Here is a 20763-nt window from a genome sequence, read left to right as displayed (position 1 = left end):
GGAAGTAAGGCCTGGAGGCAGAGTTGGGCGACAGCCGGCGCTGGTGCAGACCGTGACGATGGTGAGCTGAGGCTGGAACAGCAGGCATCTGTGATACGGACTCCGATTAAGTAGATTATAATCGTTGCATCAAACAGATACCTCTGACCGCTCCTCTCGCGCATGACGCTGACACCTTCTGGCATCTCTACCGGGCCAGTACCTGTGCCGTCGAACGACGCAGAGCTCAACTCTTCGCACTCCTCGCAGAAGGACGCCCCGTGCCAGAGATCCTTCAAGTGACCCGGTACAACCGGGTCACGGTCTACGGACTGGTCAAGCGCTACCGCGAACAGGGACTCGCTGGCCTCCGTGACGCGCGTCACGCCAACCAGGGCGCTCCCCGCCTCCTGACGGCCGAGCAACAACAGACCCTGGCCGCCCGACTGCACGCTGACTTCGAGCAGGGCATCGTCTGGTCCGGTAAAGACGTTCAAGACTGGCTTCAGCAGCAGTACGGAATGTCCGTCCATCTCGGGCGCACCTATGAATTCCTACGGGCGGCGGGCTTCACGCCTCAACGCCCTCGACCCCGGCACGTTGGCGGCGATGAGGCCGCCAAGGAAGCGTTCAAAACAAAGTCCTGACCGAGACGCTCCGCCTGGCGGAGCGTCTCGTACCGCGTGTCTCTCTGTGGTGCATGGATGAACATCGAATCGGGCTCAAACCGATCCGGCGTTCCATGTGGGCGCCGACGGGGCAGCCGTTGACCTGTCCAGTTCAGCCTGGATACGAGTGGTTGTATGTATACGCGTTTGTCAATCCGGAGAGCGGCGAGAGCTTGTTCTGGTTGATCCCGGTGGTGAACAAACAGGCGTACGGGGCCGTCATGGCGGCGTTTGCGCAGAAGGTCGGCGCTGGCGCCGACCATCGGGTGTTGGTCGTTCAGGATGGGGCCGGTTTCCATCTTCCACCGGATGACGGGCATCCTGATGGCATTCAGACCGTGACGTTGCCGCCGTACTCGCCGGAATTGCAGCCAGCGGAACGGCTGTGGGAGTTGACGGATGTACCGATTGCGAATCGAGCGTTCAAGAGCATCAAGGAGGTGGAGGCTGCCCTCTCGGAACGCTGTGTCTGGTTGGAGGCTCAACCTGATCTGGTCACTCGGCACACGCTCTTCCACTGGTGGCCTCTGTTGGCTAATTAATCGGAGTCCGTATGATTGGTATTCCGGCCGAACTTCAGGGTTCAGGTCATTGTTCAGCCTCTCAGGCGCAGTAGGCAACGACTCGGCGATCAGTGCTCATCAACGGTCTTGCTGGCCAGGAGGTACCCCCAATCTATCGAGTCCCAGTCCTCCCTCCCGCATACAGGCAATCCCTAATCACAAATAATTAAACCTCAGATCGATTCGGACATCTCGGCCACCTGCGAATTCGGACATCTCGGTCAGTGATGGCAGAAATAAGGGGCTGAATGCTGTCGCCAACATCAATTTTTCAAAGAGAGGTACCGCGTAGTGACTGACCGAGATGTCCGAATCGATCTGAGTGGTTTTTACCCCCAGAAGTTCGGACATCTCGGTCAGTTCTGGTGGCCTGAGTTCGGACATCTCGGTCAATTTAGTCGGGATTTGTTCGGGCATCTGGGTTGGTTTTCTTCGGACATCTCGGTCAGTCACAGAGCGTCTGTTCGGACATCTCGGTCAGTTCAGGGTCGGAAAGTTCGGACATCTCGGTCAGTTCTGGCGACCTGAGTTCGGACATCTCGGCCAGAAAAAATCTGAAAATGACGTTCACAACGCAAATCATGCGGCTTCTCTGATGATGTTCAATCTTTTAATCAATCAAATTCTTTACCAATCAGGAGAAATCATCAATCAGGCATCTGGCCCCCGTCGCCGGACTCTGCCGCCTATACTGGGCGAATCGTGAAACACCAGGTCGAACGTCCACGCCCGCCCCGGTCCGGCGCGCGGGTCCCTGCGCTCGAGACCCCGCGCCGCGTCGACGAACTGAATCTGGGGCAACTGGGGCTGATCTGCGTACAGGAACGCATTCCAAGTGATTACACGAGCTGGGAAGTCCACCTCGACGTCGACGGGCAACCCGCGAGACTCTCCTGCGTGGCGCCCAGTGAGTTCGGTGGCGTGCCGCACGGCCTGGACGGCGACATCATGAACGGTATTCTGACCATCTTCCTGGAACAGGGTTCTCCGGAAAGCGGTGAGATCGTCACGACCGGACATCAGATTCTCGTGAGCGCGGGACTGGATGTCGGCGGCCGGTACTACCAGGTGCTGCATGCCAGCCTGCACCGCCTGAACAGTGCGAAGTTCGTCGCTCAGAACGCGTGGCGGGCCCACACGCAGCGCCGCTGGACCACGCAGACCTTCTCGCTGGTGGACGATCTCGCGTACGACAGTGCCGAGCAGACCCTCGGGCGGGGAAGCGTCATCCGGATCCGGCTGCACCGCGCGTTCGTCCAGAGTGTCCGGGAGAAGTACCTCAAGCCCCTGGACCCGATGCTGCTCGGAGAACTTGCGCGGCCCCTGACCCGCAGCGTGTACCGCCTGCTGGACGCCCGCCGGTACGACCCGACCGATCCGCAGGTGATCTCCATGGACCTGCGGATGCGCCTCGTGGACTGGGGTATCGAATGCAAGCTCAAGGACCTGGTGCCCAGTCGGATTCGCCGGGCCCTGGAAAAAGCTCACACCGAACTGCAGGAACACGGGTACCTCGAAGCTGTGGAGTACCTGGGAAGCGGTGCGCGGCAGGAGGTCATCTACCGTTTCGGGGATGGCACCAATTTCGGTATGGACCTGCTCAGCCGCCTTGTGCGGCACGGCGTTGGTGTGAACGTCGCGCAGGGGCTGGTGCAGGACACCGCCCGGGATGATCTGATCCACCGCCTCGCGAAAGCGGAATACCTGCTGGCCCGGGGCTCCGGGCGAATTCAGAACCGCGCTGGGTACGTGGTGAGCGTCCTGAAGGATGACGGCACCCGGTTCCCTGATCCGGAGGGGTTCGTGCCACCTGCCTCTCCGAAGAGCCGGCTGGCACGGTCTGCTGGTGTGGCCACACCAGCGCCTCCAGCCGTACAGGAGACCGCTCAGGAGGACGTGGCGAGTGTCCGCCACGCCCGTGAAGTGGAGTTGCGGTCGCTGAGTTCCGAAGAGCAGGCGGACGCCCTCATAGCCCGTATGCGGTTGTTGTGCAGCGCGCAGGTCGTGAAGCTCGGTGCAGCCCGGGTTGCTTCGATCCATCAGGCGATCCGGGCTACGCTCCTGGACACGGTCACGGTGGAACGGGAATTGATGACGGCCGTGTACAGCGGGAGCGCCGAAGTCTTCCTGAAAGCACTGGCCCTGGAAGCCGAGGAACGCATCCAGAAGGGTCAGGGCGCACTGCTCGGCGGGTGAAGCCAGGCTGGTCACACATGTCGTCAACTCAGATGTACACCTGTATCAGCCGTATGCGCTGGAGGTCATCCACTGGGTGGAGATGGGGACGGTTTTACACTCCCGTACCGGCATGCCCCGTGGCAGCGGCTACTTCCACCCGCCTGAACCGCGCCGCCACACTTACGAACACGCCTACCCGGCCCGTGCGACATCATGAGGCATGCCCTTGCCCCTGGCTTCGCTCCTGGCCCTGCCTGTACAGGACCGGGCGCCGCTGGACGCTCTGGTGTCCGAACACGCTGTCCGGCAAGCCCTCACTGCTGAAGGCCACCACGTCGCCCACTTCGGCCTCTGGGCCGTGCGGCGGCGCGCCCGCCGGCAAGATCCACTGGAGCGGGTCCTGCGTCAGCCCAAGGACTGGACCTGGGTGGTTCTGGCCCCCGTGCCTCCCGTGCAGTTGAGCGCCACGGACACCACACTGCTCGCCCGCACCACTCGCGGCCTGCACGGCGTCCGGTACGTGCAGTGGACCGCCCATGAGCAGACCCTCGACTTCACCGCCTGGTCCCTGCGCACCACCGTCGTGCGCGGCGCGCCCATCCTGATGCCGGGCCCCGCCACTCCCGAAGGTCGGCTCAAGTTGCCGCCCGGCCCGCTCCTACCAGACCTCTCACGCTGGTCCAGCGTGCCAGACGAGACTCTGGGAGCCGCTCTGATCGAAAGTGCCTACATCGAGCGCGTGGCGGCCGCCAACCTGGGCGCCTTCACGAACGTGGATATCCTGGCCCTGGCAGGCGAGACACCGGTCGTGATCGAGGTCAAACGCCGCGCCCGCACGGATGATCGCGCGACGGATCCCCTCACAATGACGACCACTCAGGCTGGCACGCTCGGGCACCTGAAAGCAGCTGGCTGTGACGTTCATGTCGCCGTGCTCGTCGTCCCCAAAGGCAGCACCTGGCAGCCCGAGGCGGCCCTGCAGCGCGGCACCTGGCGGGCGGGCGCCCCGGTCATTCGGCCTGGGTGGGGGGAGATGCACGTCGATCTGCTTGGTCCCGTGAATCCGCTCTCCCTGGCTGGGCTGCGTCAGGCTGCCGCAGAGTCCGCCCCAGCCCAGCGTCCCATCCCTCCGGATTCTGGCCGCTCCACACTGGCGAAGCGCCCGCACCGACCATCGCCTCCACCCCGGCTGCCGCCGGCCCTGCCCGCCCCCCGTCCGTGGCGTCCAGACACCTGGGAGGACACCGAACTCCTGAGTCTCTGGGCGCGCACCCCGGTTCGCCTTGGAGGCCGTACCTACCCCCACGCCGCCGGGGCCTACCTAGCCGCCCGGACCCTGGACCAGACGGTGCGTGAAGCCCTGACGGGTGTCATGGACCGGCGGGCGGCCCTAAACGTGGCCCGGCCCAGCGCGGAGCGGCCGGACTGGCTGGCGGTGCGGGACCAGGCGGTCGCTGAGATCCTGCGCGTCGCCTACCGTGGGGAGCGGGGCACGGCCCTGGTCGCCACCCTGCCACTCCTGCTGGTCGACGCGCCGGTCTTCAGTCCGCTGCTGGATGGACTCCAGGGCCGGGCCGGGCTGGATCAGGTGCTGCAGCTCCGCGGGCACCTCGCCCGGGACGTGGCCGAGCAGGCCAGGGATGGATGTGGCCACTGCGCTTTCGCCGGACCAGCACCCTGGCCAGGCTTCGTGCGCTGTGCCCACCCCAGGGAAGCGGCCGAGGCGCTCCAGTGTGTGGGCTTAACCTAGCGAAAGCCAATATTTTGGCCAAGTCGTTGAAGTCTCCAGAGTGGAGCCCGGGAGTCCTCCAATCGACGGCATCGCTGCCCCTGAGATTAGGTTTTAGCTGCGAACTTCACCTTGAGCGCCACGTCACCAAGCGGACATAGGTGAGGGCACCATCGATGCGCCACCAGGAGGGGTCTTCACCCGGGATGCCTACATTGATGCGTAAGACCAACTGATATGCCGGATGACAGTACGCCAAAACCGGACTTGCTGGTGCTTGCTTGAGCTGAGACAACGGTTGCCATCCACAGGTTGCAAATGCCCCTGGGTCGGCTATGACACTCGGATCATTCGTCCCCAATAACACGATTGCTTGGTATGACTCGTTGACTGTTTGGGTCGAGTAAGCTCCCTGAAAATGCGCAAGTGCGGCTTGGGGAAGTGGTGCGGGGCAGTTGAAATCGGACGCGGCGGATGCGACGCACAGATCACCTCCAAGTCCACTAGCAACAGCAAGTAGATCCATCAACGCCTTCACATCAATCCCCATAGGCAAAACCATAACAGAGGTGCCATGAGGCACCTCTGTTCCTACAAGCATCTCAATAAGGTTGAAGCACGAGGGGCTGCACGACGCTAGCGCGGTTGGCGGCTACGCTCCAGATACTCTCGCCTCGACCGAAAGTTTGTGCGCCATCACAGGACGCCTCGAGAAAGTACGCGAATGCGTAGCGTCCGGTCGCTGTGGTGTTTCCGCCCATAAACTTGCGTGCTGTCTGAGCGAAGCCATACCCGGTGCCAGTCGTAGAAGTGTACGGACCGAAGGTACGGTTGTTTGGGCCAACGACGGAGATGCTGTGGGTGACGGTTGCTCGAGCATCAATGCCGTCAAATGGGCTGGCATCGACGCAGCTAATACTGGCTCGTGACCAGGCGTCCAGACGACCCGCAACGATGCCGTTTACTTCCTCGGCAATTCGTGGCACTCCCACCCCAAGTTGCTGAGCACCGAGCTTGGGGAGATCCACAACGGAGGTTTCGGGGTGACCTGAGAATAAGAACGATGGATTACTATAGTAACCTAAATTACAATCCCAGTCGTAAATAACTTATTGATTCCTGCGCAACTGGGTCACAGCCGAGCTCCATGCAGGAGGCGCCTTGGAAGCTCAGCCGCTCGCACTTTCCGCCACGCCACTGGCAATCGGGCCTTCAACGTCTGAAGATCTGACGGGCAGAAGTTCGCGAGGATATGCTGCTTCACGTACGCCCACACCGGCTCAATCGGATTCAGTTCAGGCGCGTATGGCGGGAAGTACACCACCGACAATCGAGGTTCAGCTGCAACGAAGGCGCCCAGCGCCTTCGTCTTGTGAATGCGGGCGTTATCGAGCAGTACCGTGATCGATCCAGAAATGTGACGCAACAGATGCGACAGAAACGCCAGGACGTGTGCGCCGTTGATCGATGCTGGATGCGTGTGTTGCAGAAACTGTCCCGTCGTGGCGATCGCTCCAATCGTCGACACGCTGTCCCAGCGGTGCTTGGATACCAACACGGGCGTCTGACCACAGGGGGCCCAGGTGCGGGTCACGGTGGGCTTCAAGCTGAAGCCCACCTCATCGATGAAGACGAGTGTTTCTCCGGCCTCAACTTTTTTTTTCCAACTCGGGCACCGTGGTGTCCACCCAGCTGACGAGGGCCTCCTGATCCTGTTCTCGTGCCCGCCTCATCGGTTTCTGTGGTGTGAATCCCCACTGCCGTAAGAGCCGACTGAGGTGATCGACGTCGTACCACACGTCGTAGGTCTGGCCGATCAGCTCGCGCACCTGTGGGCACGTCCAGCGGGCATTCGGGGCCTGCGCGGGGCCCGGCCCCGCGCTGAGGATCGTCATGATCTGGGCGCTCTGAGCGTCCGTCAGTCGTGGTGTGCGGCCTGGAGCAATGGTGGCTTCAAGAGAGCCCTGCGTGCGCAGACGTTGTCGCCATCGTCGAACGGCACTGCTGCTGACGCCGCACCGTTCGGCGATCTGGGTGGAGCTCAGCTCCCCTGCGCGGAGATACGGTTCAGCGAACAGTCGCCGTTCTTCCATCTGTTCGCGGGTCCACCGGGTGGGTTGCCAGGCTGGCAGCATGCCCTCATCCTACCCCTCTCGTTACGCTCCAACGCAGGAATCAATAATGTGTTGAATCTTGGCACTGGGTGACACGCGTTTAGGAAGTCCCCGCTCCCCCGCTGGTATTGCTTGCCCCTCTTTCGGAACTCAACGCATTATTGCGATAATCAGCTATGGATTGGGCTTTTCTCACCGCAGCTTACCGCTGTCCCCACCAGCTCCTCTCCTGCGACGTGTCCTATAGCCAGGTGCAGGAGCAGCCAGAATTGTCCCCAGCCCCACGCCAGACACAGTTGTCTTGGTATCGCAATCACAGCTTCCATCTGAGTATTTCTCCCGAAAACGATCCTCAGGGTGTTGCGGCAGTTGTTGATATCAAAGATGGTGTGTACACCGCTCAAAAGGGGCAAGAATTCACACGATTGGAAGTGGCGGAGCTTGAGAGACGTCAGGGACTCATCGGAATGCATATTCCGCCCGCTTACCTTCAGCCAACCCTGTCCAATTTTAGATTTCAGAATCAAGTTATATGCAGAACCAAAGAGCTAATTACACAATGTTATCTGATCAGCGTAGAGAACTGCGTATTCTTAGAACGGCAAGCCTTTGAAGTACAAGCACAACCTGTACCGCCCCTTCTGCGCGGTTCGACGTCAGATGATTTACTGGAAAATTCCCTGAGTTGTCAGTATATTATTGATCGAGATTCCGGATTAACACTTTTCCGACGCGTCGAGAGTACTGGCAGGCGAGTTGATGTTATGATTGTAAATGCATTTAAGTGTACATTTATTTAAACGGGCTTAGCAAGGATTTGCTAAGCCCGTTATCCTCTAAGCGTTCAGTAGATGCAGTCCTCGTAGATAGTGCCAGTATAGAGATCAGGTGAATAGCTGACGATACCGCCACTGAAATTAGTGTATTTTACATTGATACTGCCGTAGTAGTATCCAGGCACACAGGGTCCAGCAGCAACATTAGAACTCCACGGAGACTTGGTCAGATTATACCGGCTTAAATTAAGAATCTGTGTAGAGCTTTTACGATAGAGTGCCCCACTAGAGTGCCACATGTAAACGGTAATGTACGCACGTAAATCCTGATTAGTAGGCCCACAGGTTAACTGCCCCTTGGTGATGATCTCGGCGTTATTGTGGCCCGATTGGTGAGGGTTTGAAACCTCCTTCGTGCAACCAGTGACGTCCTATGCTGTGAGATCGCCGCCAGACTTTAGTGTGTCCTGTGCAGCAAAAGTCGGCCCTTCTGGGCGAGAATCGGTGACGGCGCTCGATGAGTCGCTCTCTCGCACAGTCGGGGCAAGATCTGTCTGACCACATCCAGCAAGCAGCAGCGTGATGACCAAAAGGCTAACTCTTTTCATACACCCTCCTGAGTTGACAAGTCGAGGGAGGCGAAATGTGGCAAGGCCTCCTCCCGGTCCCAGGATAGAAAAAATATCCTCCCCAGAGTTGCAGATTTGCGGCATCCTTCAGCGGGTCGCCATGTAGCCTAAGCTTGCACAAACGAGCGTCTGTGCAATGTCTTGGACCATCTGATGGCAGGCTACTTCCCACATTGCGAAACTATGTTGCACAATGAGCTGAATTGGCAACCTGTTTTCGCAACCCTGGAGGCCCCATGCAGATTGGCTATGCCCGCGTCAGCAAGCAACACGAACAGGACACCGCCGCGCAACTGCGGGCGCTGAAGGACGGTGGGGCTGAGCGCGTGTTCACCGAACACGCTTCGGGGGGCCGCTGGGACCGGCCCGAACTCCACAAGATGCTCGACCAGCTCAGAGAAGGGGATGTGGTCATCGTCTGGAAGCTGGACCGACTCAGCCGCAGCCTCAAGGACCTGCTTCACCTGATGGAGCTGCTGGGAGATCGGGGCGTAGGCTTTCGCAGCTTGACGGAGGCCATCGACACCACCACCCCGGCGGGCCGAATGATGATGCAGATGGTGGGGGCCTTCGCGGAGTTCGAGCGGGCCATGATCCGGGAACGAACCCGCGCGGGCCTGGAACAGGCCCGGCTGGAAGGGCGTGTTGGAGGCCGCAAACGCAAGCTCTTGCCCCATCAGGAACAGGACATCCGCGAGTCGGTGGGGTCCGGGCGGCGGACAGCGGCGCAGTGTGCCCGCCTATTCGGGGTCCATCCCAGCACCATCACCCGACTGCTCCGGCGTTAGCTGGCGCGTGAAACACGACTGGTCCCCCGAAGAGCTGGCTGGGCAGTTCACCCTGACCCATCCAGAACGGGCGTTCCTGGGCTTCAAGGGCGAGGCGGCCTCGCTAAGTCTGGCTGCGCTGCTCAAGACCTTTCAGCTCCAGGGCGAGTTTCTGGACCATCCCCAAGGGGTGCCCGGTGTGGTCGTCGATTTCCTGGCCCAGCAGCTTGCGGTCTCCCCGGCATGCTGGGCGGAGGTGGACTGGTCCACCCGAACCGCTCGGCGTTACCGCGATGAGGTGGCACACTTCTGTGGCTTCCGGGCCTTTCGGGGGCTGGATGAAACCGCGTTGATCGCCCATCTCATGCCTCTGATCGCCGATCTCAATTCAGACTCGGAAACCTTGAAACAGCAGGGACGAGAGTTTTTGCGGGGAGAGCGCCTCGTTCCGCCCACGGCGGAACGCCTGGGACGTTGCCTGCGCGCTGCCGTGAACAGGCAGGAAGCCCGCTGGTTGCAAGGCATTCAGGCTCGCCTCAAGCCCCAGTCCTGTCAGTCCTTGGACGCTTTGATCAGCACTGACGCGGCGGCAGATGACCTGCAACCCCTTCTGGTCATCCGCTCCACGCTGGCCGCGCTCAAGGACACCGCCGGGCGGGTCAAGGTGGACACCGTCCTCGAAGAACTCGCCAAGCTCGACGAATTGCGCGCCCTGGGGCTGACTTCCGAGGTTTTCACTGGCGTTCCGCCCAGAGTCGTCGGGCAGTACCGTCGCCGGGCGGCCAGCGAACCGCCCCGCGAATTGCGACGCCATCCCGCCCCCTTGCGCCATGTCCTGCTGGCCGCGCTGTGCTGGCAACGCCAGACCGAAGTCACCGATGACCTGGTGGAACTGCTCATCCGGGTGGCCCACCACATCGGCACCCACGCCGAGAGCAAGGTGGAGGCGGAGTTGCTGCGGCAACTCCGGCGGGTCAGGGGCAAGAGTGCGCTGCTGTTCAAGCTGGCGAAGGCCGCCCGCGCTCAGCCGGAAGGAGCAGTACGGGAAGTGATCTATCCGGTGGTGCCGGAGCCGGTTCTCGATGACCTGATCCGCGAGATGGAGGCCGAGGGCAACTATGACCGCCAGGTGCGCCTGGTTACGCGCAATTCCTACGGCCACCATTATCGCCGGGCCATCTCGTTGCTGCTGGACGCCCTGACCTTCCGCTGCAATAACGACCGCCACCGGCCCATCATGCGGGCGCTGGAGCTGCTGGCGAAATACCGGGACCGCCGGACCTTGACCTTTCCCCTGAACGAGGACGTGCCGCTGGGTGGTGTCGTCAAGGACGACTGGCAGGCCCTGGTCCTCGATGACGTCGAGGGGCGCAAGGTCAACCGCGTCACCTACGAGATGTGCGTCCTGACCACGCTGCGTGACAAGATCCGCTGCAAGGAGGTCTGGGTCGAGGGAGCCGGGCGTTTCCGCAATCCCGATGAGGACCTTCCCGGCGACTTCGAGCAGAAACGGGCCGAGTACTACTCGGCCCTGGCCCAACCGGGTGAAGCTCAGACGTTTACCCGTCAGCTTCGCACCCACATGGAAACCGCGCTGGACGCACTGAACACCGATCTTCCCACCAACGCCAGAGTCAAGCTGGTCACGTCGAAGAAGGGGAAGGGGCGGCTGTCAATCTCGCCGCTGGCCGCCCTCCCCGAACCGCAGAACATCACCCGGCTGGCCGCGGCGCTGGTACAGCGCTGGCCGATGACCAACCTGCTGGATGTCCTGAAAGAAACGGAACTGCGGACCGGGTTCACCACCGCCTTCCATTCGGTGGCAGCCCGTGAGGTGCTGAGCCGTGAGGTGGTGCAGCGCCGATTGCTGCTGTGTCTGCACGGCATCGGCACCAACGCGGGCCTGAAGCGGATGTGCAGTGGGGGCGGGGAGGACAGCTTCGCTGACCTCCAGTACATCCGTCGTCGCTACGTCCACAAGGAACACCTCCGGGCAGCGATCAGCCGCGTGTGCAACGCCATCTTTCAGGCTAGGGACGCCACGCTGTGGGGCGAGGCCACCACCGCCTGCGCCTCGGACAGCAAGAAGTTCGGGGCCTGGGACCAGAACCTGATGACCGAGTGGCACGCCCGCTACGGCGGTCCCGGCGTGATGGTGTACTGGCACGTCGAGCAGCATTCGGTGTGCATTTACAGCCAGCTCAAAAGCTGTTCCAGCAGCGAGGTGGCCGCCATGATCGAGGGCGTGCTTCGGCACGACACCGAGATGGCGGTGGACAAGAATTACGTAGACACCCACGGCCAGAGCGAGGTGGGCTTCGCATTCTGTCAGCTACTCGGCTTTCAGCTTCTGCCGCGTCTGAAGAACATCAAGCACCAGAAGCTGTACCGCCCCAATAAGGGCGAGCCAGAAAAATACGTCCACCTGCAAGCGATCCTGACCCGCCCGATCCAGTGGGAGCTGATCGAGCAGCAATACGATGAGATGATCAAGCTCGCCACCGCCCTGCGGCTGGGGACGGCGGATGCCGAGAGCATCCTGCGGCGCTTTACCCGCCAGAACGTGCAGCACCCGACGTACCGGGCGCTGGCTGAGTTGGGGAAAGCGGTGAAAACCGCTTTCCTGTGCGACTATCTGCGCCAAGAGAGCCTGCGCCGCGAGATCCACGAGGGCTTGCAGGTGATCGAGTCGTGGAACAGCGCCAACGACTTCATCCTGTACGGCAAGGGTGGCGAGTTCACCAGCAACCGCATCGAGGAGCAGGAAATCCAGATGCTGGGCCTGCACCTGCTCCAGGTCAGCCTGGTCTACGTCAATACGCTGATGATGCAGCAGGTGCTGTCAGAGCCGGAGTGGCAGGGGCAGTTGACCGGGGCGGACCTGCGGGCCTTGACCCCACTGAAGTGGCAGCACATCAATCCCTACGGCACCTTCACGCTGAATATGCATGAGCGGCTGCCACTCAGGGTCTAGCGGGTACAGGCGAGTTGGACAAATTTTTGTCCTTCGCTAGGTTAAGCCCTGTGTGGGAGAGCTGGCCGTGCGGGGCCCTGGGGGGGCCGCCCTGGTCCCGGTGCATGCCGCTGGTGGCCGGGCCTTCCAGCGCAAACCGTGACAACCACCGCTCAGAACAGGCCGCCCACCGGGCCTTCCCGGACCTCTCTGGGCAATCTGGCGGCCGCATTCCGGGCCTGCACGGCCAGCTGATCGGCACGTTCGTTCTCCGGGTGCCCCGCGTGCCCCTGCACCCACTCGAAGGTCAGGGTGTGCCCCCGCGCCGCCTGGGTCAGCGCCTGCCAGAGATCCGAGTTCTTGACGCTCTTCCAGTTCTTGCGCTGCCAGCTGCTCAGCCAATCTTTTTCAAAGGCGTCAATGACGTAGCGGGAATCACTGACCACGTGCACGGCGCAGGGCTTTCTCAGAGCCTGCAGGCCTTCGAGCAGGGCGGTGAGTTCCATGCGGTTGTTGGTGGTCTGCGCCTCTCCCCCACTGAGTTCCTTGACGTGCTCGCCCATCGACAGGATGCAGGCCCACCCGCCGGGGCCCGGGTTCCCGGAGCAGGCGCCGTCGGTCACCAACCGCACAGTGGGGCGGGGCGCTGCGTCCGGCATCACAACCCCTGGACGGCGCGCCGCCCCGCCTCGTTCAGCTGGTAGGTGTTGCGGGCCACGCGGTCGAGGTAGGGGTGCGCCGCCGACTCGCGGTCCGAGCGCATATGGTCGGAGATGTGGGTGCCGAGCGTCACGGCTTCGTGAGGCCAGCCCAGGCGGAGGGCTTCCTGAAGCAGTTGCGCGCGCGTCAAGTGGGGGTGACCCTGCGCGTGCAAATTCTGTGCGGCTTTGATGACGTACTCCCAGGCGTGGCGCATGGCGGCTTCCTCTGCCTCCATCATGGCAAAACAGGCCTCCCATAGGGGCTCAAATGCACTGACCAGTAGGTCGTCCGCCGCGGTGGGGTCGTGCCCCTCAGGACCGGATAACCTGGCTTTAATCACGTCTGGAACGCAACAAGACCATCGCGTCGCGGTCCTGAACGGCCTGATGCGCTGACCCGGCGACTTGACCTTACGGTCGACCGCTAATCACATACGTCTATTGGTAAGCAATATTGCAGGCACGGTGCTCTTGAGATTGCGGTCAATGGGAAAAACATTGATTCAAAACACTTTAGCTGACTGGCTCTTTAATGCCCACAGTGTTTAATTTCTTGCTACTTCTCTTAGGCATGCTGAAATACTGATGCGTGATAGACCTGCGCAGATTTAAGAGCGACTTCACTGATATGGCTACGCAAATCGGTCGGTGCCACTACTTCCACCTCTGCGCCCCAACCGAGAATCCATGGAACAAGTTCCTTCCATCCGCCGACAATCAGAACGACACGTGTATACCCAGAGGACAACACCAACAATTCCGTTCGGGAACCGAGAGGCATCTCGGCAATACGCTCTCTCACTTCGGGTGTAAAGAATAATTCGACTCGTATGGGAGGGCCAGTCATGATGCCCCAAGCATTAGAAAGGTATTCAAGCGGATGGAAATGTTCAGGAATTTCACATTCATCCGGCAGGAGATAAGGATTGCGCATACGGGAAAGGCGGTAAACTCGAGGTTCTGCGTTATCCCCCAATCGATTATGGCCGATAGCATAGGCTTCACGGTTGCGGGCGTTAACTTCAATAAAATAGATGGCGAGTTCTATTTCGGATATTCTGGTTACCGAGTGATATTGAGTACGCAGTACCCTGCCTTCTAGCCAAGCCTGCGCTACTAGTTCAAATGTACGGGAAGCGTGACCATTTGGTTTGCGCCGGTAAGCTTCATTGGCCATAATCGCTACGCGCCGCGCGGGAGTGGGCAGTTGTTCGGTGAGTTTTTTGAGTGCGCTTAGGTAGTGCGTATTGTACTCCGTCGCATGGTGATAGAGCATTCGCGCAGCAGAATATAGAGCCAATGCTTCAACGGAATTGAGAGTTGTAGTACGGACAGGCCGACTATATTTTCCGTCTGGAGACCTCTTCACTTCATCGGCATTCATGAGTTCTTCTAAGTCCCGTTGCACGCTGCGGAGCTTAGTTTGAGGTAATCCAAGGCGACGCGTCAGTTCGCGGGCAGTGCATTCTGAATCGCTCAAAGTATTAAGGACGGCTCGGATGCGTTGGGCTTTAGTGACCGGTACACTCACAGAGACTCTCCTGAGCTGTTTTTAGATTCTTATAGTGATTTATAAAAAGTTGTTTGAATAGTTTAAGCAGATGCCTACTACGTTTTACGCACGAACAATCCTTTGGCTCTCGCGACAAACTCTGCAGTGAATAAAATATAGTTTTCTCTGTAGTGCGACTTCCAGGTGTGTCCTCAGGGGCGTCTGTTTGGATGGCACATTAAGACAAGAACTGGATCGCGTCTCACGAAACTGCCAGAGAATGACGCATTTTTGAGATTTTGCCTACGTCAGTCTTTGACATGTGAGCGGAACAAAATGCAAGTGGAGGACAGTTAGTCGTCGGTGAGACATAGCGCCCCTCGCGGGCTATGTCCTGCTGGATCTCATGGAGCATTCGTTCCAACCGATCATTACGTCGTCTGGAAGCCCGATTCTTCTCATGTCTATACAACCGAGGGGTCAGTTGATGTTGTATCAACTGCCGACCCCTCAAGTGCGTCACTAGATGACGCTCACCCCGTTTACACTACCTAAACAGCATTAATGGCATTACGGATTTTCCATGTGCCAAGGAGTGGTCATGACAAGTATTCGGGTCGGTCAATTGGTTACCTGGAAGACTCAAGCCGACTTAGGCACAGCAAAAGTGACAGCAGTGCAAGGGGCGACCGCGTCGATTGACTACTTCGTGTCGGTAGCCAAGCGCCGGCCATTTGAGGCTCCACTCAACGAGCTCGAACCGTTCACTCCTTGGCCTCAGAATCGTGTATACATCCGCAACGAAGGACAATGGCAGATGGGGCGAATTGGCGCTTACCGGGAGGATCCTCTCGAAGCCTTCTACATTCGCTTCCCCAACGATAAAGCGCGCGAAATTCCGGAGCACGACGTGTACCTGCGCTCAGCAGGCGAGGTGCAACCGGTTGAGGTTCTGAAGCTTCACGGGCACGAAACCCCCTTCTTTTTCAATGAACGTTGGCCGCTTGTTCAGGCCCTCACAGAACAACGTGGGGCTTCCCGTGGCATCACGGCTCTACTGTCGAGTGCTGTTGACCTGCGCGACCACCAAGTGGACGTGATCCGCCGCGTGCTTCATGACCCGGTTCAACGTTATCTGCTCGCGGACGAAGTCGGTCTGGGGAAAACCATTGAGGCGGGGGTGATCGTCCGGCAGTTTCTGATTGACCATCCGCAGGGCCGTGTCGCCTTTCTCGTTCCTGCACACCTTCAGGAGCAGTGGCAGCAAGAACTGCACCACCGCTTCTTCCTGCATGACTTTCCCCAAGCACATGTGCACGTGCTGGCGCACGGCACGGCCGCCTTACCGCCGAGCGACTTCGTGGTGATTGATGAAGCGCACCACCTTGCTGAAGGCGCCTTTGGCGCGGCGACGTCCCAAGAGCAGTTTCAAACGCTGGCCCGCTGGGTCCACGCCTCGCCACGCCTCCTGCTCCTGTCGGCCACCCCAGCCTCCAGCGATCAAGACGCCTACCTCGGCATGCTGAACCTGCTGGACCCGGGCGTGTACCGACTGGCCGACCGGGACGCATTTGAAACTCGTGTTCGAGAACGCGAGCGCATCGGGATGCTGTTCTTTGCTCTTCAGCCTGAAGTGCCGGCTGAAGTACTTCAGCCGACACTGGATGAAGTGCTGAGTTTGTTCCCTGATGATGCGCGGGCGAGTGACCTGATCAGCGAACTGATGGGGGTATCTGAGACCGAAGTCGCTGACCGCCATAAGCTCATTGGCGCCCTGCGCACGCATCTGAGCGAGACGTACCGGCTGCACCGCCGGATGCTGCGCCATCGGCGCGCGGCGCACGCTGAACACCTGGTGCGCGGCCGGACGCTCGGCCAAATGATCGATGTGCCGCAGCAGGACGCCCGAAGTGCCTGGGAAGCATTTGACACCTGGCGAGAAGCGCTCGCAGAAGCTCACGAACGCGGTGAGCTGCCTTTCGAACAGGCGGCGTCTTTCTTATCGGTCATGTGGGAAGCAGCCAGTGCCGGTCCTGCCGCCTGGCGCGACGCCGCCACCTCCCGCTTGCAACACCGCTCCTTCCCAGCGGGGACTGCCGAACGTGAAGCGTTGACCCTGATGCTCACGAGGCTGAAGGCCATCAATCCCGACGGGCTCACATCTGAAATCAATCGAACCGTAGAGCAACTCATCCGCACAGAAGCCGGAAAAATCGTGGTGTTTGCCAGCCTTCCTTCTACCGTACGCGCCATTGGCAAAGCCTTGAAACACGTGCTGGGAGACACGCGAGTGGCCAACTTCCTGGATGAACCGGACGCGGTGCGCCGCTTTCAGCAGTCCAGGCAATGCCAGGTGCTTGTGGTCGATCAGAGTGGCGAGGAAGGCCTCAATCTACAGTGCGGGGACGTGCTGGTCCACCTGGATGTTCCCCTGAATCCCAACCGCCTTGAGCAGCGCCTCGGCCGCCTGGATCGCTATGGGCGGGGGAAACCCATTGTGTCTTACGTGCTGCAGCATGACTCGTGGCCAGAGGTCCTGAAAGCCCACACCGAAGTGATGGCTCAGGGCCTGGGCATCTACGACCGCTCGGTGGCGAGTCTGCAGTTTCTGATTGACAGTTTACGCACCGAAGAAGTGCAGGCCGTGCTCGGCGGCGCCCCAGCCCTGCGGACCTGGGCCCAAACCCTTCCTGAGCGGATCCGTGAAGAACTTGATCGTCTGGACATGAGCGAAATGCTGGACGCGATCCAACCGGAAGCCAATCAAGAACTCGCGCAGATGATGGACGACCTCGGTGACGCTGAAGCGCAGGGATTCGAGCGGATTTTCACCTGTTGGGTGACCAAGGCCCTGCTGTTCCGGGCAACCTACACCGACTCGAGTGTCCAGTTCAGCTTTGTGCCACACAAGACCCTGGTGCCCTGGGAGCGGATTGCCCAGACTTTCAAACACGTGCAAAACCGCCCCAGCACCTTCTCCCGGCGTGAAGCCCAACTTCACCGGCACCATCTGCTGCGCGCCGGGGAGCCGTTCGTTGACGCCCTGACTGAGTATTTCAGCTGGGATGACCGTGGCCGGGCTTACGCCTTCTGGCGCGCGCATCCCGCCTGGGTGGAAGACCCCACGGTCGTGTTCGCGTTTCATTACGTGATCGAGGGCGACCTGAGGCCCGTTCAGAACCTGGCCGAACGCGAAAACCTGGACATGAAGGTTCTGCGCCGGCAACTTGACAGCCTGCTGCGGCCCTGTACCCGCACCATTTACGTGGACCGTTTCGGGAAAGTGCTTCCGGGCCACGTGCAGGCCATGGTCAGTCCGTCATACCAGTGCTACGAAGGCGCCGTAGACCACAACCTGAACCCGCAACGCCTCTGGGCGCTCACGGAACTGATGCCGCAGGGGGAATGGCTGCGGGCCTGCGATGAAGTTGAGCGCGTTGCTGAAGGCCGGCTCCGCACGGAGGAACAACTGACCAAGCACCTGGAACAGGCAGCCCAGACGGCCGAGTCTCGGTTGCACGAACGGCTGGAGCAGTTGCGCTCCCGTCACCGGTCAGGCCGGGCTGACGTGACAGACCGGGGCCTGGCAGTGGAAACCGAACTTCTTGACGCCCTGCTCAAAGGCGTGCGGACCCCGTGCCTGCACCTGGACTCGGTCGGCGCCGTGGTGCTGTCGACTCACACGCCCTTCAGAGACCAACTGTGACGTCTGTCAGCCAAGCGTTCGTAGCGCTGCAGGACGGCCTCCTGCGGGGCACCTGGGCAGACGTTCAATTTGAGGATCCGGTGTACCAACGTTGGCAGCAGGCGGCCCGCCACGCTCACCGGGAGGGCCACCCGGCGGGCCGCGGCAGCCTGGATGTGGCAACCCTGACCCGTCAGATTCTCCGCCGTGAAACCGAGCGGTCAGGGCAAGCCGTGGATCTCGCGGTGCCGCATCCCACGTCAGCGTGGCCGGACGAAGCGTACTGGCAGGCGTGTGGGGTGACCGTCAGGGCGCGCCAGGAGCTCCATATGGTGGTGCGTGCCGAACCGTGGACCCCCCCTTTCGCTGGCGGGGCCGATCCCACCGCACAGGCGATGGCTCAGCATCGGCGCGGGGAACCTGTGCAGATTCCAGCCGATCCTTTGTTCGAGGAGATTACTGGATTTGGCGCTTACAGCAGTGCCGGTCAGCAGCAGGCGCTGCGGGCCGTGTGGTTTGCCGCGCCAGGAGCCACCATTATCACGGTGTTACCCACGGGAACCGGCAAGAGTGCCGTGGCGCACGTACCCGCACTGAGTGCGGTGCGTCAGGGGCGCCTCAGCGTCATGGTGGTCCCGACTGTTGCCCTGGCGCTGGATCAGGAACGTGCTCTTCAGGCGTTGGCCCTCACGGCCAATATCGAACTACCAGCAGTCCTGGCCTTCCATGGGGGACTGACTGCGGCGCAGCGGCAAGCCTATCTGGAGCGGATTCAGAGCGGAACGCAGGGGATCATCATCACCTCCCCCGAGCAACTCGTCTCGAGTTTGTCCGGGGCCATGTACCGCTCGGCGGAAGCGGGGCAGTTGGCGTACCTCACGCTTGACGAGGCGCACCTGGCCACCCAGTGGGGCGCTGACTTCCGCCCAGAATTCCAGACGATTGCCGGCTTGCGCCGGGCCTTGCTGGACGCGGCCCCCCCGGAGCACCGACTGGTGACGATGCTGCTCACGGCGACGCTGACGGACGCGGATCTACACACCCTCAGGGGGCTGTTCGGCCAGCCAGGCCCTTGCGACGTCATCGCAGCGGTGAAACTGCGGCCTGAAATCGAGTACTGGTCGGCGGCCCTCCCCAGCGCAGAAGAACGGCGCGCCGCAGTACTGGAGGCCGTGCTGCACGCGCCTAAACCCGTCGTGGTCTACACCACGCGGGTCAGGGACGCCAAAGCTCTACATGCCGCACTGACTGAATTGGGGTTGTCCCGGGTGGGGTTGCTGCACGGCGAATGCTCCACCGAGGAACGCGTTCAGGTGGTCCGTGGATGGCGCGCCGCTGAACTCGACGTGGTGGTCGGCACCGCCGCGTTCGGTGTGGGCATCGATCAGGCCCATGTCCGTGCTGTCATTCATGCTTGCGTGCCGGAAAGCGCGGACCGGTACTACCAAGAGGTTGGCCGAGGAGGACGCGACGGCCGCACTTCACTGGCTCTGACTCTGACCGCGCCCCAGGACTGGGACGACGCAGCCCGCATGGCGGAACGTCAGGTCATCACGGTCGAGCGTGGGTTGCAGCGCTGGCGCCGGATGTTCCAGGCCGCCCAGCAGCTCACGTTCGGAGTCTTCCGCGTCGACATGGATTTGAATCCTGCTGACCTGACCCGGACGAACGAGCGCAGCCGGATGTGGAATGTCAACACCCTCAACCTCATGGCGCGCGCGGGTCTGATCCGGCTTCAACACATGCCCCCACCGCGTAGAGGACCTAAGGACGATGAGCGCCTGCACCAGCGGGCCTGGGACGAACACCACCGGTCACACTGGGTAGAAATTCTTGATCCTTTCCACCTTGAAGACAGCACCTGGGAGGCGCGGGTTGAACCGGTGCGCAAAGAAGCGCAGCGCGAAGCAAGACGCAGCCTCCGCCTGCTTGAGCAAGTGCTGAAAGGAGAACGGGAGGTGAGTGAGGTGCTGTGTGACGTCTATCAGGTGCACGCTTCCGAGGCTTTCCCCCTGGACGCCATCTACCCGCAACCTGCGTGCGGTGGGTGCCCGGTCTGCCGATCGGAACGCCGCCTTCCGGATCCAGGGGTGGATCCGCACCCGGTGGTGGTGCACTGGCAGGCGCCGCCTGCTGATCTCGGTGACCTGATGTCTCCAGGGCGGGTCACCATGATCGAAGTGCGGGATGAAGGGCAACGTCAGCAGTGGCTCCGCCGCCTGATATCACGTGGTGTCCAAGTATTGATCGACCCCGACCGGACACTGCACCCCACTCAACTGAGGGACCTGCAACTGCACGCCCTTCGCCCCTTGCTGGTGGAGCGCAGCGATCTGCTACTGTTCACGCCGCCACTGGCCAGTGTCCTGTTGGCCCCCAGCGAGCGGGACTCACTTCCAGACAGTTGGCTGGAACCCAGCGAGACCCCCCGACTGATTTTGCATCTGCCGCATCACACCATCACCGACGGGGGCGAGCCTCTGTCGCACTTCTCGGCCCGCTTTATCCGCGCGGCCCACTGAAAGGCCA

Annotated in this window: 15 protein-coding genes; 9 read left to right on the top strand and 6 right to left on the bottom strand. The window is 61.0% G+C overall.

The features are described 5' to 3' along the window. The first annotated feature begins 128 nt into the window (after positions 1 to 128). Together BXU09_RS18840 and BXU09_RS18835 are read left to right on the top strand one after the other, a co-directional pair. Positions 129 to 626, top strand: coding sequence for a winged helix-turn-helix domain-containing protein (locus BXU09_RS18840; protein WP_078305861.1), 498 nt, complete (start codon positions 129 to 131; stop codon positions 624 to 626). Beyond that, complete coding sequence (locus BXU09_RS18835) at positions 623 to 1189, top strand: IS630 family transposase (protein WP_144012410.1); 567 nt, start codon at positions 623 to 625, stop codon at positions 1187 to 1189. Before BXU09_RS18840 ends, BXU09_RS18835 begins: the two co-directional genes overlap by 4 nt. A 177-nt stretch (positions 1190 to 1366) precedes the next feature. On the opposite strand, the gene BXU09_RS20650 is transcribed toward BXU09_RS18835, so the two are convergent. Continuing rightward, positions 1367 to 1663 (bottom strand): hypothetical protein, encoded by a 297-nt coding sequence (locus BXU09_RS20650; RefSeq protein ID WP_144012409.1) that lies wholly within the window; start codon positions 1661 to 1663, stop codon positions 1367 to 1369. Then, a complete protein-coding gene (locus BXU09_RS22040) occupies positions 1656 to 1781 on the bottom strand; it encodes a hypothetical protein (protein WP_276205858.1) in 126 nt (41 codons plus the stop codon). Before BXU09_RS22040 ends, BXU09_RS20650 begins: the two co-directional genes overlap by 8 nt. Positions 1782 to 1912: 131 nt before the next feature. On the opposite strand from BXU09_RS22040, the gene BXU09_RS18830 reads away from it, so the two are divergent. Beyond that, positions 1913 to 3406: a replication initiator protein A gene (locus BXU09_RS18830; RefSeq protein ID WP_168174682.1), complete on the top strand. Its 1494-nt coding sequence runs from the start codon at positions 1913 to 1915 to the stop codon at positions 3404 to 3406. 202 nt (positions 3407 to 3608) lie between these two features. Next, positions 3609 to 5138 (top strand): hypothetical protein, encoded by a 1530-nt coding sequence (locus BXU09_RS18825; RefSeq protein ID WP_078305858.1) that lies wholly within the window; start codon positions 3609 to 3611, stop codon positions 5136 to 5138. 1111 nt (positions 5139 to 6249) lie between these two features. Here BXU09_RS18825 and BXU09_RS18820 read toward each other — a convergent pair. Further along, positions 6250 to 7252, bottom strand: a protein-coding gene (locus tag BXU09_RS18820) for an IS630 family transposase (RefSeq protein WP_144012408.1) whose coding sequence is annotated in 2 segments (ribosomal slippage) — positions 6250 to 6780 and positions 6782 to 7252 — 1002 coding nt in all. Because the reading frame shifts where the segments join, the coding sequence is not laid out codon by codon here. Between the two features lie 155 nt (positions 7253 to 7407). On the opposite strand from BXU09_RS18820, the gene BXU09_RS20645 reads away from it, so the two are divergent. The 3 genes from BXU09_RS20645 (at position 7408) to BXU09_RS18810 (ending at position 12377) form a co-directional block, all read left to right on the top strand. Then, positions 7408 to 8031, top strand: coding sequence for a hypothetical protein (locus tag BXU09_RS20645; protein ID WP_144012407.1), 624 nt, complete (start codon positions 7408 to 7410; stop codon positions 8029 to 8031). Between the two features lie 841 nt (positions 8032 to 8872). After that, positions 8873 to 9424: a recombinase family protein gene (locus BXU09_RS18815; RefSeq protein WP_078305857.1), complete on the top strand. Its 552-nt coding sequence runs from the start codon at positions 8873 to 8875 to the stop codon at positions 9422 to 9424. Between the two features lie 7 nt (positions 9425 to 9431). Further along, complete coding sequence (locus BXU09_RS18810) at positions 9432 to 12377, top strand: Tn3 family transposase (protein ID WP_078305856.1); 2946 nt, start codon at positions 9432 to 9434, stop codon at positions 12375 to 12377. Positions 12378 to 12529: 152 nt separating this feature from the next. Here the strand turns inward: BXU09_RS18810 and rnhA are convergent, their stop codons facing one another. From rnhA to BXU09_RS18795, 3 genes are all read right to left on the bottom strand, one after another. Beyond that, positions 12530 to 12979 (bottom strand): ribonuclease HI, encoded by a 450-nt coding sequence (gene rnhA, locus BXU09_RS18805; protein WP_346417602.1) that lies wholly within the window; start codon positions 12977 to 12979, stop codon positions 12530 to 12532. A 35-nt stretch (positions 12980 to 13014) separates the two neighbouring features. After that, positions 13015 to 13296, bottom strand: coding sequence for a hypothetical protein (locus tag BXU09_RS18800; protein WP_168174681.1), 282 nt, complete (start codon positions 13294 to 13296; stop codon positions 13015 to 13017). 326 nt (positions 13297 to 13622) lie between these two features. Beyond that, positions 13623 to 14588 (bottom strand): WYL domain-containing protein, encoded by a 966-nt coding sequence (locus BXU09_RS18795; RefSeq protein WP_144012405.1) that lies wholly within the window; start codon positions 14586 to 14588, stop codon positions 13623 to 13625. Positions 14589 to 15150: 562 nt separating this feature from the next. On the opposite strand from BXU09_RS18795, the gene dpdE reads away from it, so the two are divergent. Together dpdE and dpdF are read left to right on the top strand one after the other, a co-directional pair. Continuing rightward, a complete protein-coding gene (gene dpdE, locus BXU09_RS18790; protein ID WP_168174680.1) occupies positions 15151 to 18255 on the top strand; it encodes a protein DpdE in 3105 nt (1034 codons plus the stop codon). Then, on the top strand, positions 18252 to 20756 hold the full coding sequence (gene dpdF / locus BXU09_RS18785) for a protein DpdF (RefSeq protein WP_078305851.1): 2505 nt from the start codon (positions 18252 to 18254) through the stop codon (positions 20754 to 20756). Before dpdE ends, dpdF begins: the two co-directional genes overlap by 4 nt. Positions 20757 to 20763: the final 7 nt, after the last annotated feature.

This window comes from Deinococcus sp. LM3 (genome assembly GCF_002017875.1).
Lineage (GTDB): Bacteria > Deinococcota > Deinococci > Deinococcales > Deinococcaceae > Deinococcus.
This window is presented reverse-complemented; position numbering and strand designations above follow the sequence as displayed.